At 63.9% G+C, this 13,263-nt stretch carries 14 protein-coding genes; 10 read left to right on the top strand and 4 right to left on the bottom strand.

Features of this window, described 5'->3' with window-relative positions:
* Nucleotides 1–2: 2 nt before the first annotated feature.
* Nucleotides 3–914 (top strand): SDR family oxidoreductase, encoded by a 912-nt coding sequence (locus tag B4393_RS11970; RefSeq protein ID WP_078334311.1) that lies wholly within the window; start codon nucleotides 3–5, stop codon nucleotides 912–914.
* Nucleotides 915–987: 73 nt separating this feature from the next.
* Here the strand turns inward: B4393_RS11970 and B4393_RS11965 are convergent, their stop codons facing one another.
* The gene (locus B4393_RS11965) at nucleotides 988–1,476 is read right to left on the bottom strand and encodes a nitroreductase family deazaflavin-dependent oxidoreductase (protein WP_078334310.1); all 489 of its coding nucleotides are present in this window, start codon (nucleotides 1,474–1,476) and stop codon (nucleotides 988–990) included.
* Between the two features lie 17 nt (nucleotides 1,477–1,493).
* Between B4393_RS11965 and B4393_RS11960 the strand changes: the two genes are divergently transcribed.
* Together B4393_RS11960 and B4393_RS11955 are read left to right on the top strand one after the other, a co-directional pair.
* The gene (locus tag B4393_RS11960; RefSeq protein ID WP_078334309.1) at nucleotides 1,494–1,880 is read left to right on the top strand and encodes a hypothetical protein; all 387 of its coding nucleotides are present in this window, start codon (nucleotides 1,494–1,496) and stop codon (nucleotides 1,878–1,880) included.
* 115 nt (nucleotides 1,881–1,995) lie between these two features.
* Complete coding sequence (locus tag B4393_RS11955; protein WP_078334308.1) at nucleotides 1,996–3,252, top strand: cytochrome P450; 1,257 nt, start codon at nucleotides 1,996–1,998, stop codon at nucleotides 3,250–3,252.
* Nucleotides 3,253–3,298: 46 nt separating this feature from the next.
* Here B4393_RS11955 and B4393_RS11950 read toward each other — a convergent pair whose 3' ends face one another.
* The gene (locus tag B4393_RS11950; RefSeq protein WP_078334307.1) at nucleotides 3,299–4,459 is read right to left on the bottom strand and encodes a steroid 3-ketoacyl-CoA thiolase; all 1,161 of its coding nucleotides are present in this window, start codon (nucleotides 4,457–4,459) and stop codon (nucleotides 3,299–3,301) included.
* A gap of 217 nt (nucleotides 4,460–4,676) precedes the next feature.
* Here B4393_RS11950 and B4393_RS11945 point away from each other — a divergent pair, with 217 nt between their 5' ends.
* From B4393_RS11945 to B4393_RS11920, 6 genes are read left to right on the top strand one after another with little or no spacing between them, the layout of a single operon-like run.
* A complete protein-coding gene (locus B4393_RS11945) occupies nucleotides 4,677–5,936 on the top strand; it encodes a cytochrome P450 (protein ID WP_078334306.1) in 1,260 nt (419 codons plus the stop codon).
* A gap of 23 nt (nucleotides 5,937–5,959) precedes the next feature.
* Nucleotides 5,960–7,021, top strand: coding sequence for an acyl-CoA dehydrogenase family protein (locus B4393_RS11940; protein WP_078334305.1), 1,062 nt, complete (start codon nucleotides 5,960–5,962; stop codon nucleotides 7,019–7,021).
* A 9-nt stretch (nucleotides 7,022–7,030) separates the two neighbouring features.
* Nucleotides 7,031–8,194 (top strand): acyl-CoA dehydrogenase family protein, encoded by a 1,164-nt coding sequence (locus tag B4393_RS11935; protein WP_078334304.1) that lies wholly within the window; start codon nucleotides 7,031–7,033, stop codon nucleotides 8,192–8,194.
* A 2-nt stretch (nucleotides 8,195–8,196) separates the two neighbouring features.
* Nucleotides 8,197–9,141: a bifunctional MaoC family dehydratase N-terminal/OB-fold nucleic acid binding domain-containing protein gene (locus B4393_RS11930; RefSeq protein ID WP_272818821.1), complete on the top strand. Its 945-nt coding sequence runs from the start codon at nucleotides 8,197–8,199 to the stop codon at nucleotides 9,139–9,141.
* A 26-nt stretch (nucleotides 9,142–9,167) separates the two neighbouring features.
* The gene (locus B4393_RS11925; RefSeq protein WP_078281927.1) at nucleotides 9,168–9,563 is read left to right on the top strand and encodes a MaoC family dehydratase; all 396 of its coding nucleotides are present in this window, start codon (nucleotides 9,168–9,170) and stop codon (nucleotides 9,561–9,563) included.
* Between the two features lie 2 nt (nucleotides 9,564–9,565).
* Nucleotides 9,566–10,720, top strand: coding sequence for a lipid-transfer protein (locus B4393_RS11920; protein ID WP_191987011.1), 1,155 nt, complete (start codon nucleotides 9,566–9,568; stop codon nucleotides 10,718–10,720).
* Nucleotides 10,721–10,723: 3 nt separating this feature from the next.
* Here the strand turns inward: B4393_RS11920 and B4393_RS11915 are convergent, their stop codons facing one another.
* The gene (locus B4393_RS11915) at nucleotides 10,724–11,407 is read right to left on the bottom strand and encodes an Rv3717 family N-acetylmuramoyl-L-alanine amidase (RefSeq protein WP_078334302.1); all 684 of its coding nucleotides are present in this window, start codon (nucleotides 11,405–11,407) and stop codon (nucleotides 10,724–10,726) included.
* Between the two features lie 221 nt (nucleotides 11,408–11,628).
* On the opposite strand from B4393_RS11915, the gene B4393_RS11910 reads away from it, so the two are divergent.
* Entirely contained in the window at nucleotides 11,629–12,387 is a 759-nt protein-coding gene (locus tag B4393_RS11910; RefSeq protein WP_078334301.1) for a hypothetical protein, read from the top strand.
* A gap of 9 nt (nucleotides 12,388–12,396) precedes the next feature.
* Here B4393_RS11910 and B4393_RS11905 read toward each other — a convergent pair whose 3' ends face one another.
* The gene (locus B4393_RS11905; protein ID WP_078334300.1) at nucleotides 12,397–13,254 is read right to left on the bottom strand and encodes a MaoC/PaaZ C-terminal domain-containing protein; all 858 of its coding nucleotides are present in this window, start codon (nucleotides 13,252–13,254) and stop codon (nucleotides 12,397–12,399) included.
* Between the last annotated feature and the right edge of the window lie 9 nt (nucleotides 13,255–13,263).

The raw sequence follows: 13,263 nt of genomic DNA, 5'->3' as shown, positions 1-13,263 counted from the left end.
ACATGCCAGGTTTACTCGACGGTCGGGTTGTCATCATCACCGGCGCGGGACGCGGTATCGGCCGCGCGCACGCACTGGCCTTCGCCGCCGAAGGCGCCCGAGTCGTCGTCAATGACATCGGCGTGGGCCTGGATGGATCGGCGGGCACGAGTCCCGCGCAGGAAGTCGTCGAGGAGATCAAGGCCGCGGGTGGCGAGGCGGTCACCAACGGTGACGACGTCGCGGACTGGAACGGTGCCAAGAACCTCATCGATACCGCCATCAATTCCTTTGGCCGCCTGGATGTTCTGGTCAACAACGCCGGATTCCTGCGCGACCGGATGCTGGCGAACATGGGCGAGGAGGAGTGGGACGCGGTGATCCGCGTGCATCTCAAGGGACACTTCGCGCCCCTGCGTCACGCCGCCGCCTACTGGCGTGATGAGTTCAAGGCCGGGAACGCGGTGGACGCCCGCATCATCAACACCAGCTCCGCCGCCGGTCTGCAAGGCAGTGTCGGCCAAGGGAATTACGCAGCCGCCAAGGCCGGTATCGCGACCCTGACCCTGCAAGCCGCCGCCGAGATGGGCCGCTACGGCATCACCGTGAACGCCATCGCGCCGGCCGCACGCACCCGCATGACCGAGGCGGTTTTCGCCGAGACCATGGCCAAGCCGGAGGACGGCGCATTCGACGCGATGGCTCCCGAGAACGTCTCGCCGCTGGTGGTGTGGCTGGGTAGCTCGGAATCGCGCGAGGTCACCGGAAAGGTGTTCGAGGTCGAAGCCGGGATCATCCGTGTCGCCGAGGGCTGGGCGCACGGCCCGCAGGTGGACAAGGGAGCTCGTTGGGATCCAAGCGAATTGGGTCCGGTCGTGAACGACCTGCTCGACAAGGCGCGCACGCCGGTCCCGGTCTACGGCTCGCAGTCCTAGTTCCGCCGACACGCCGTGTTTGGATGCGTTTCGCGAGTGGAGTTCGCAGAATGCGGCGTGTCGACGTAGGGGGCTAGGGCTCCAGGATGACGACGGGGATCGTGCGGCTCGTATATGACTGGTACTTGTCGAAGTCCGCGTACAGCTCGACCAGCTGGGGCCAGTAGTGGGCGCGTTCCTCATCGGTCGCGGTGCGCGCCGTCATGGCGCGGATATCGCCCTTGATCTGAACGGTGACTTCAGAATTCGCCTTCAGATTGAGGTACCACGCCGGATTGGTGTCGCGCCCACCCTGCGACGCCACCAGAACCACCTTCTCGCCGTCCGGCAGATAGAGCAGTGCGCTGAGCCGCTTCTGCCCGGTCTTGCGGCCGGTGGTGGTGAGCAGCAGTACCGGTATGCCCCACGGGAAAGCCGCACCCACACGCCACTTTCCGCCGAGCCGGCCGTCGGTGCGCTGGTACAGCCAGACGTTGGCGGTGGTCATCCACTTGATCAGCTTGCCGGCGAATTCGGAATTCAGTTGGGCGGGCGCGTTCGCGGATGATCCCGGTGCGGTCATGGCCCTATGCTACGAGGGTGTCAACACCCGGAGCCTCAGATGACGTACGTATTGCCGCGGCGAATGCATACATCGAAGCCCTCGTCACACATCAGGCGGACACAGTCCCGTTCACTCCGGAATGTGTGCGGATCGAGCAGGGCGTCAAGACCGGATTCTCCGGAGATCACTTGCGGCGCAGCCTGAACAATGGCCCGCAGTTCCGCCTCATCGCTGCCGCTTCCAACCGGCAGTTCCGTGTTGAGGGTGAGAATGTCATCGCGAGCTTTGTCATCGAGACCAAGGCGAAGGTCGCCGGGTGGCGCGTCGTCGCCAAAGTGGACGAGACGTTCAAAATTCCAGCCGACGACCCCCGGATCCACCACATCCGGGCGATCTTCGTTCCGAAGCTGTCACACACCTAGAACACGTTCTAGATCTGCGGTTTTTCTGCCGCGCACCCTTGTCCTGGGGTCGATTTCTGTGCTTCACTGCGACTAGAGCCAGTAGTGAAATGCATCACAGGCCGGGAGGTACAGCGTGGTACAGGCCCAACATCCCCACTTGCCGGACGGTATCGACTTCACCGATCCCGAACTTTTCGTGCGCGGGATCCCCGAACGCGAGCTCGCCGAACTCCGCCGCGTAGCTCCCGTGTGGTGGAACCGAACACCGCATGGAGCCGCCGGGTTCGATGACGATGGTTTCTGGGTAGTGACAAAACATAAAGATGTTAAAGAGGTTTCGATACGCAGCGACGTGTTCTCGAGCGAGGCGAATACATCACTCCCGCGCTATCCGGTCACCGCTGCGCGCGAGATGATCGAAGCCTCCTCGCATGTGGTCATGCTCTATATGGACCCGCCACGGCACACCAGGCTGAGGCAGATCATCAGTAAGGGCTTCACCCCTCGGGCGATCGGCAGACTGAGGGAAGAGCTGAACGATCGCGCCCAGGCCATCGCGAAGGCGGCGGCGCAGACACAGCATGGGGATTTCGTCGAACACGTAGCGTGCGAGCTGCCGCTGCAGGCCCTTGCGGGTCTGCTGGGCACGCCTCTGGACGAGCGGGAAAAGCTCTTTCACTGGTCCAACATGCTCGTGGGGTCGGAGGAATCCGAAGAGGACGCGCAGACTGCGCGTGTCGAACTGCTGACGTATGCCATGCACATGGCGGCGAGCAAAATTGCCGAGCCGGGTGATGACATCTGCACGGCGCTGGTGAATGCCGATGTGGACGGGCAGAAGCTCTCCGAGGACGAGTTCGGGTTCTTTGTCATGATGCTGGCGGTGGCGGGCAATGAGACCACCCGCAACTCGATCACACACGGCATGCGAGCGTTTACGCAGTTCCCGGAGCAGTGGGAGTTGTACAAGAAGGAACGTCCCGAGACGGCCGCCGACGAGATTGTGCGCTGGGCCACGCCGGTGACGTCGTTTCAGCGGACAGCGTTGCAGGACACCGAACTTGGTGGTGTGCAGATCAAGAAGGGGCAGCGCGTCGTCATGATGTACCGCAGCGCCAACTTCGATGAAGACGTCTTTCCGGATCCGTTCATTTTCGACATCATGCGAACCCCGAACCCGCATGTCGGCTTCGGCGGTACCGGCGAGCACTATTGTGTCGGTGCGAATCTGGCGCGGATGACCGTCAACCTGATGTTCAACGCGATCGCCGATCACCTGCCCGATCTCGCCTCTGCCGGGGAACCGGAGCGGCTGCGGTCGGGATGGCTCAATGGTGTCAAGCACTGGGAGGTCGACTTCTGCCCGGCGGGATTCGGGCGGGCCAGCTGACGAAAAAGCCCCCGACACGGTGGTGTCGGGGGCTTTCGCGAAGGTATTAAATCCGCTCGATGATGGTGCCGGTGGACAGCGCGCCACCAGCGCACATGGTGATCAAAGCCGTTGACTTGTCGGTGCGTTCGAGCTCATACAACGCCGTGGTGATCAGGCGGGCACCGGTGCTGCCCACCGGGTGCCCCAGGGCGATGGCACCGCCGTTGACGTTCACGCGATCGAAGTCCGGCTTGTGCACCGCGGCCCACGACAGCACCACGGATGCGAAGGCCTCGTTGATCTCGACGACGTCGATATCGCCGATCTTCATGCCGGCGCGATCCAGCACCCGTTGCGTCGACTGCACCGGACCGTCTAGGTGGTAGTACGGCTCGGCGCCGACCAAGGCCTGCGACACGATGCGGGCGCGTGGCTTCAGGCCCAGGGCGCGGGCCTTGTCTTCGTCCATGAGTAGTACCGCGGAAGCTCCGTCAGAAATCTGGGAGGAGGTGCCGGCCGTGTGAATACCCTCCGGCATAACCGGTTTCAGATTCCCCAGGGACTCCAGGGTGGTGTCACGCAGGCCCTGATCGCGGTTGACCGTCAAGGTCTCGCCGGTGGGATTGCCTTCTTTGTCCACCTGCGGGGCGGTAAGCGAGGTGATCTCGCGGTCGAAGCGACCTTCGGCCCAGGCCTGTTTGGCCAGTGCCTGCGAGCGCACGCCCAGGCCGTCCACGTCGGCGCGGGTGATGCCGCGACGCTTGGCAATGCGCTCGGCGGCCTCGAACTGGTTCGGCATGTCGATATCCCACGAGGCGGGGCGCGGAATGCCGGTGCCACCGACGTTGGCGCCGAGCGGTACGCGGCTCATCGATTCGATACCGCAGGCGATGCCGGTGTCGATGGCACCCGAGTAGATCAAGCCGGCGATGAGGTGGTTGGCCTGCTGCGCGCTGCCGCACTGGCAGTCGATGGTGGTGGCGCCGGTGGCCTCGGGCAGCCCGGCGTGCAGCCATGCCTGCCGGGTGATGTGCCCGCCCTGCTCGCCGAACTGGGTCACGCAGCCGCCGATGACTTGCTCGACCTCGTGGGGATCTAGGCCCGCGCGCGCAATCACCGACTTCTGGATGCTGCCCAGCAGCTCGGCGGGATGTAGGCCCGCGAGCCATCCACCGCGTTTGCCGATGGGGCTGCGCGTCGCTTCGACGATGACCGGATTACCCATGGAGCTGCTCCTTTGCGCTCTGAACGTTGACCTCACGGTAGAACACGTTTCAGTCCGGAAGCAATGAGAACGTGTTCTCACCCCGCGCACCACGTTTTGTCTGCGCTGATCGTGTGCTTCAATGGGGCTAGAGAGTGTCGTAGCTCACTCGGCTCTCACTAGATGCTCTAACCAGATCGTCCCTGAAAGACGCCCCGAAAGGCCATAGGAGTTCAACGTGGTGCACCCCAGCCTTCCCGCCGGATTCGACTTCACCGACCCGGAGGTTTACGCAGAACGGCTCCCCATCGAGGAGCTCAAGGAGCTTCGGAAGACGGCTCCGATTTGGTGGCAGGAGCAGCCCGACGGCGTCGGCGGCTTCAACGACGGCGGGTACTGGGTAATTTCCAAGCACAAGGACGTCAAGGAGGTATCGCTGCGCAGTGATGTCTTCTCTAGCTGGGAAAACACCGCCATCCCGCGGTTCAGCGATGACATGACGCGAGAAGCGATCGAGCTGCAGCGCTACGTCATGCTCAACATGGACGCCCCGCACCACACCCGGCTGCGCAAGATCATTTCCCGCGGTTTCACCCCGCGTGCCATCGGCCGTCTGCGGGACGAGCTGAACGAGCGTGCGCAGGAGATCGCCAAGAACGCAGCGGCGAGCGGCACCGGCGACTTCGTCGAGCAGGTCTCCTGTGAGTTGCCACTGCAGGCCATCGCCGGTCTGCTTGGGGTGCCCATCGAGGATCGCGGCAAGCTGTTCAATTGGTCCAACGAGATGACGTCGTACGACGATCCGGAATACGCCGATATCGACCCGGCGGCCTCGTCGATGGAGATCCTGGCTTACTCGATGGAGATGGCCAAGCAGAAGACCGAGAATCCGGGCGAGGACATCGTGACCACCCTCATCAACGCCGAGATCGAGGGCGAGGGCAAGCTCTCCGATGACGAGTTCGGCTTCTTCGTGATCATGCTCGCGGTGGCCGGCAACGAGACTTCACGCAACTCGATCACCCAGGGCATGATGGCCTTCACCCAGTTCCCGGAGCAGTGGGAGCTGTACAAGAAGGAGCGCCCGGAGACGGCGGCCGACGAGATCGTGCGCTGGGCCACCCCCGTGACCTCCTTCCAACGGACGGCGTTGGAGGACACCGAGCTCGGTGGCGTGCAGATCAAGAAGGGTCAGCGCGTCGTCATGATGTACCGTTCGGCCAACTTCGACGAAGAGGTCTTCGAGGATCCATTCAGCTTCAACATCATGCGTAACCCCAACCCGCACATGGGCTTCGGCGGCAGCGGTGCGCACTACTGCATCGGCGCCAACCTGGCCCGGTTGACCATCAACCTGATGTTCAACGCGATCGCCGATCACATGCCGAACCTGGCTCCGGCGGGTGACCCGAAGCGCCTGCAGTCCGGCTGGCTCAACGGCATCAAGCACTGGCAGGTTGATTTCACCGGCGCCAGCGGCTGCCCGGTTCTGCAGTAGCTTTTCAAAAGGAAACGAGCATAATGGATTTCGCTTTCGCGGAGGAGCAGCAGGCTGTCTCTGACGTGGTCGAAGCGGTGCTTGCCGACCGTGAGTTCATCGGTGTGGTGCCCGGGATCGGATACGACGAAGACACCTGGCATGCCCTGGCTGCCAATGGGGTCCTTAACCTGGCGCTGCCCGAACGACTGGGTGGTGACGGGCTGGGCCTGGCCGAGGTATCGGTGGCGCTGCGGGTGCTCGGGAAGCATGGTGCCCTGACACCCGCGCTGGCCACGCTCGGATTCGGGGTGGTTCCCTTGCTGGAGCTCGCCTCGGAGCAGCAGCAGGACAGGTTCCTCGATGGCGTCGGCGCCGGCGGAATCCTGACGGCGGCCCTGGATGAGCCCGGGTCCGCATTGCCTTCGTCGCCCGCGGTTTCTGCCGTGCGCGACGGGTCCGCGCTGGTGTTGAACGGTCGGAAGATCGGTGTTCTGCATGCGGCCGAGGCGAATTGGATACTTGTCACCACCGACAATGGCGTCGTTGTGGTGGCACCTAACACCCCGGGTGTGACGATCACCCGGACACCGACGGCCAGCAAGGCCGCCGAATACGCGGTGACATTCGCCGATGCGTCGGTGCCTGCCGAGGATGTGCTCGGTGGCGCTGTCGAGCGGCTGAACCAGTGTGCGCTGGCCGCTGTCGGCTCCTATGCCGACGGGCTGGTCTCCGGAGCGTTGCGCCTGACGGCAGATCATGTGTCCAACAGGGTGCAGTTCGGCAAGCCGCTGGCCACCTTCCAGGCGGTCTCGCAGCAGCTGGCAGATGTGTATGTGGTTTCGCGGACGCTGAATCTCGGTGTCACATCTGCTGTTTGGCGCCTATCTGAGGGGTTGGACGCCACCGAGGACCTGGACATTGTGGCGTTCTGGATGGCCTTGGAAGCTCAGCGGGTGATGCAGATCTGCCACCACCTGCACGGTGGTCTCGGTGTTGACATCACGTACCCGATGAACCGTTACTACTCGACGATCAAAGACCTGAGCCGTCTGGTCGGCGGGTCTTCCGAGCGCCTCGATGTTCTTGCCGCGGCGCAGGGTTAGGAGCCAGCGATGCTGATTGACCTCACGCCGGAACAGGCGAAGTTGCAAAGCGATCTGCGACAGTACTTCTCGAACCTCGTCACCGCCGATGAGACCCGCGACATGATGGTCGACCGTCACAGCTCGTCCTACGAGGCGGTGGTCCGCCGGATGGGGCAGGACGGCTGGCTCGGTGTCGGCTGGCCCAAGGAGTACGGCGGACACGGATTCGGTCCGCTGGAGCAGCAGATCTTCATGAATGAGGTCATCCGTGCCGACGTGCCGATGCCCCTGGTGACGCTGCAGACCGTCGGTCCGACCCTGCAGAAGTACGGGACGGAAGAGCAGAAGAAGAAGTTTCTGCCCGGAATCCTCGCCGGTGAGATCCATTTCGCCATTGGTTACACCGAACCGGAGGCGGGGACCGACCTGGCGTCCCTACGTACCACCGCGGTGCGCGACGGCGACCATTACGTCGTCAACGGGCAGAAGATCTTCACCACCGGTGCGCACCAGGCCCAGTACATCTGGCTGGCCTGCAGGACGGACCCAAGCGCCCCTAAACATAAGGGCATCTCGATTCTGATTGTCGACACCAAGGATCCGGGCTACTCGTGGACGCCGATCATCACCAATGATGGTGCACACCACACCAATGCCACCTACTACTCCGATGTTCGGGTTCCGGTGGAAATGCTGGTGGGCGAGGAGAACCTGGGCTGGAAGCTGATCACCACCCAGCTGAATCATGAGCGGGTGTCACTCGGCCCGTCCGGGCGGATCGCGGGCATGTACGACCGTGTCTATGAATGGGCCGCGAAGCCCGGGCCCGACGGCGTGGCACCGCTGTCGCATGAGGACGTGCGGCGGGTACTCGGCGAGATGAAGGCGGTCTGGCGGCTCAACGAGTTGCTCAACTGGCAGGTGGCCTCATCGGGCGATGACATCAGCATGGCTGATGCCGCAGCGACGAAGATCCTTGCGACCGAATGGATTCAGAAGCTTGGTCGGCTGAGTGAAGGCGTGGTGGGCCGTTACGGCGATCCCGCCGACGCGAACACCGCGGAGACGTTGGAATGGCTTGATGCACAAACCAAGCGCCACCTGGTGATCACCTTTGGTGGCGGCGTGAACGAGGTGATGCGAGAGATGGTGGCAACGGCCGGGCTCGGTACTCCGAGGGCTCCGCGATGACCGTGGTGGATATCCAGGAGGGCTTCGCCAAGATCAAGGCGGAAGGCCCCAGTGCACCTCGCTTGGCGCGGGATCCGGTGAACCAGTCCATGATCAACAATTGGGTTGAGGCGATGGGGGATCGCAACCCGATCTACGTCAACGAACAAGCCGCCAAGGCCGCCGGGCATCCCGGCATCGTGGCGCCTCCGGCCATGGCTCAGGTGTGGACCATGGCCGGGCTGTACGGCGAGCGTTCCGGGGACGACCCGCTGGGCCTGGTGATGGAGCTGCTTGATTCGGCGGGCTACGAGTCGGTGGTCGCCACCAACTACGAGCAGATCTATCACCGTTACCTGCAGTTGGGTGAGCAGGTCACCACCACCAACGAGGTGACCGAGGTCTTCGGCCCGAAGCAGACTGCTCTGGGCGAGAGCTGGTTCATCAACATCCACGCCGAGTGGCATGTGGGCGACGAGCTCGTCAACGAAATGAACTGGCGCATCATGAAGTTCCGGCCCGGTGCCAAGCAGTCGGTCAACGTACCCGAGGATCTGGATCCGTCGAAGCTGATGCGCCCGTCGTGGTCGCGCGACAGCGCGTACTTCTGGGAGGGCGTCGCGGCACACGAGCTGCGGCTGCAGGAACGTCCGGACGGTTCATTGCAGCATCCGCCGGTTCCCGCGGTATGGCAGGACAAAGACTCCGCGATCGCCTATCGGGTGGCTAGTGGCCGCGGCACGGTGTACAGCTACGTGGTGCATCACGCACCTCAGGTGCCCGGTCGCACATTGCCTTTCGTGATCGCGCTGGTGGAGCTCGAAGAGGGTGTCCGGATGCTCGGTGAGCTTCGCGGGGTCTCGCCTGATGATGTTCAGATCGGGTTGCCCGTCCAGGTCACCTATCTGGACTTCCCGGCCGAGGGCGAGAGCCCGGCATGGACCCTGTACGCCTGGGAGGCAGTGTGAGTATCGGTGAGCGACTTGAGCAAAGAGTGCACGTAGAGGTTGGCGACAAGCTGCCGGAGCTGAAACTCGAAGGCACCCCGACGTTCATTGTGTCGACGGCGCTCGCGACCCGCGATTTCCAGGATGTGCACCATGATCGGGATCTGGCGCAGGCCAAGGGATCCAAGGACATCTTCATCAACATCCTGTCCGACACCGGTCTGGTCGAGCGGTTCGTCACCGACTGGGCCGGACCTTCCGCCCGCGTGAAATCGATTTCGCTGCGCCTGGGTGTGCCGTGGTATGCCTACGACACCACGGTGTTCACCGGCGAGGTGACGTCCGTCGAAGACGGTGTTGTGGAAGTGGATGTGGTGGGCAACAACAGCCTTGGCGCACACGTCACCGCCAAGGTCACGCTGACGATCGGAGCGAGCGCGTGAGCTTGTCGGGTAAGGCGAGCATTGCCGGTATCGGCGCCACCGACTTCTCGAAGAAGTCAGGACGATCCGAGCTGAGGCTGGCGGCCGAAGCAGTGCTCGATGCCCTCGACGATGCGGGGCTGTCACCGTCGGATGTCGACGGCTTGGTGACCTTCACCATGGACTCGAATCTCGAGACGGCTGTCGCGCGTGCCACCGGTATCGGCGAGCTGAAATTTTTCAGCCAGATCGGGTACGGCGGCGGGGCCGCGGCCGCGACCGTGCAGCAGGCCGCGTTGGCGGTAGCCGCTGGTGTTGCGGAAGTCGTTGTCGCATACCGGGCCTTCAACGAACGCTCGGAGTTCCGGTTCGGCCAGGTGATGACCGGACTGAGCTCGACCGCCGACTCGCGCGGCGTGGAATACAGCTGGTCGTATCCGCACGGGCTGAGCACGCCGGCGGCCTCGGTGGCGATGATCGCTCGCCGGTACATGCATGAATACGGGGCCACAAGTGCAGATTTCGGCGCCGTATCGGTGGCCGATCGCAAGCATGCCGCGACCAACCCGAAGGCTTTCTTCTACGGCAAGCCGATCACCATCGAGGACCACCAGAATTCGCGGATGATCGCCGATCCGGTGCGGCTGCTGGACTGCTGCCAGGAAAGCGATGGCGGGGTGGCGATCGTGGTGACCACGCCGGAGCGAGCGAAGGACCTCAAGAATCGGCCGGTGGTCATCGAAGCCGCCGCGCAGGGTTCGGGCGAGGACCAGTTCACCATGTACTCGTACTACCGCGACGAGCTCGGCCTGCCCGAGATGGGTCTGGTCGGTCGGCAGCTGTGGGGTCAATCGGGCCTGACGCCCAATGACATTCAGACCGCGATCCTGTACGACCACTTCACGCCCTACACGCTGCTGCAGCTAGAAGAACTGGGCTTCTGCGGTAAGGGCGAGGCCAAGGATTTCATCGCCCACGGCGCCATCGAGCTGGGCGGCAAGCTGCCGATCAACACGCACGGTGGTCAGCTCGGTGAGGCCTACATCCACGGTATGAACGGCATCGCCGAGGGTGTGCGTCAGCTCCGCGGCACATCGGTCAACCAGGTACCCAACGTCGAGCACGTGCTCGTCACCGCGGGCACCGGAGTGCCGACGTCCGGCCTCATCCTGGGATAACGACTAACTCAGGAATCTGGCTATACCCTGCGCGATCGCCGCTGCCAGCCGGGCCTGGCCATCGGAACTGGACAGTATGGCGGCGTCGTCGCTGTTCTTCATGTTTCCGCATTCGATGAGGATTGCCGGGTACTGGGCCAGGTTCAGGCCGGCCAGGTCGGAACGTCCGTAGAGGCCGTCGTTTCCGCGATAGGTCGACGGCTGGAATCCCGAGGCCTTGAGTTGGTCTCGCATCGTGCTGGCCAAGCGCAGCGTCGGGGCCCCCTGCGCCTCGTTGATCGGTGGATTCGAGTAGTTGACGTGAAATCCTCGGCCGTCGCGGGGGCCGCCGTCGGCATGGATGCTGACGATCGCGTCGGGCTTCAGGGAGTTGCCCGTAGCGGCACGCTGATCGATGCATGGTCCGAGTGCGTTGTCGTTACCGCGTGAGAGCGCGGTGCGCACCCCGGCCACGGTAAGAGCCTGGCGGATGTGCAACACCACGTTCCAGTTGAAGGTGTGCTCGGGAAAGCCGGCGTCGGTTGCGGTGCCGCTGGTCTGGCAGTCCTTGGTGCGTCCCCGGCCGTCGCTGACCTGCCGGGTGATCGAGCTGTCGTTGGCGCCGTTATGGCCGGGATCGAGGAAGACGATCTTGCCCGCGATGGGGGATGCGTGCGCCAGTGCGGCGGTGGACAGCATGGCAGGCATGCTCAACAGGACGGGCACGCTCGAGGCGTACTTGAGGACATCACGTCGCGAGAGGCAGCGGGACCGCTTGGCGGGACCGCACGGGGAGGTCTGCACGCGGGAAAGGTATGCCCCGAACCTGGGGTACGGGACTCGGACATGTGGCTCGGCTGAACTGTGACCGAGACGAGACCGTATCGCAGTCACAGCTTTCTGACAGAAAGCCGGGCAATGCTTGGCCGATGACGTATCGGGAGGCTGCCACCGCGGCACGCGTACCGACTCGCCTGCTCAGGGACCTCGCCGAGACCTTTCGGCCGCCACGGCGATGGCTCGAGGGGTTGGGACTGAACCTGGCGCTGTCGATCGCCTACCTGATCATCTGGCAGCCCATCGCCCAACACGGGCGCAAGCGCGACTGGGCGCTGCTGGTCGGCATGTACTTCGCCATGTTCATCTTTGCCGATGTGTCCGTGACCAACATGCTGGGTCTGGATGCCGATCGGGTCAGGCACGCGCTGCGAGGGCATCGGTCTCTTCTGCACGTCTTGCTCGTCAAGAACATCGCACTGTTTCTTGTCGCCGGATTGCCGACGCTCATGCTCACGGCTGTCCTGACCGTTCACCGCCAGCAGGCAACCCAGACCGCGATCACAGTGCCCGATGTCGCCGTGCACATCGTGAGCTGGCTGGGCCTGGGCAATCTGGTGTCGGTGCTGCTGCCCATGGCGGCCCAGCCACTGCGCGAACGGTGGCGGCAACGCGGTGACCTGCTGGCCACCGTGCGATGGCTCGTTTATCTGGCCCTGCCGTACGGCGTCTACTACCTCGTGGCGCCGGTGGGCGGTATCCCGCGAGCGATATTCGGGCGCAACGTTTTCCATTCCATGCCCCTCACCGAGCGCTCCCTACTGGAGCTCGGCCTGGGCATCGCGGTGTGGACTGTCGGCACCGCACTCGCGCTGGGTGTGCATCGCTACCGCGGTTTACGGTGGCACTAGCCGGGGCCGCTACGTGTGCAGCAGCTCAACGTCGGCCAACGCGGGGGCGTCCTCACGTTCGGCCACGACCGCCGAGATCAGCAGCTTGCCGTCTTCCTTCCAGATACGGGTCTTGAGCGTCTCGCCCGGGAACACCACACCCGCGAACTTCGCGGCATAGGACGTCACCCGCGAGGCATCGCCGTCGAGTGCCGCGTCGACCGCCGCCTTGCATACCACGCCGTAGCTGCAGAGGCCATGCAGGATCGGACGCGGGAAGCCCGCCGCCGCCGCGAAGGCGGGGTCGGAATGGAGCGGGTTGCGGTCACCGCAGAGTCGGTACAGCAATGCCTGCTGCGGCAGGATGTGCGTCGAGACTTCGATATCCGGGTTGCGATCCGGGGTTGCGCCGGAGGCAGACGGTCCGCGCTCGCCGCCGAAGCCGCCCTCACCGCGCGCGAAGATGGAACGCCGGATGGTCCAGAGTGGCCCCTGGTCATCGGAAGTCGTTGTCTCCGTGACGATGACAGCAGCCTTGCCCTTGTCCCAGATCTCCACGACCTTGCCCTCCGAGCGAGCGGAGCCCGAAGCGGGCAAGGGCCGGTGTGCGGTCACCTGCTCGGTGCCGTGCAGGATCTTGGCCAGGTCGATCTCGATACCCGGGAATGACACCTTGGGCGGCTCCACCGTGTGGAAACCGGAGGCGACGGTCGCGAAGGTGGGCAGCACCTGTGGGGTCTTGTCCTGCAGGTAGCGCAGCTCGGTTTCGCTCACCGGATCGGCTCCCGCACCGATTGCCAGGTGATAGAGCTGCACATCGGACGCGGTCCACGAGAATTCGGCGGCCGGGGTGGCAGCACCCAGAGCGATATCGACGTTGATCGGCATGAACGGACC

Origin of the sequence: Mycobacteroides franklinii (assembly GCF_002013895.1) — a bacterium.
Taxonomy (GTDB): domain Bacteria; phylum Actinomycetota; class Actinomycetes; order Mycobacteriales; family Mycobacteriaceae; genus Mycobacterium; species Mycobacterium franklinii.
Note: the sequence above shows the minus strand (reverse complement) of the source record. Positions and strands in the feature narration are given on the sequence as shown.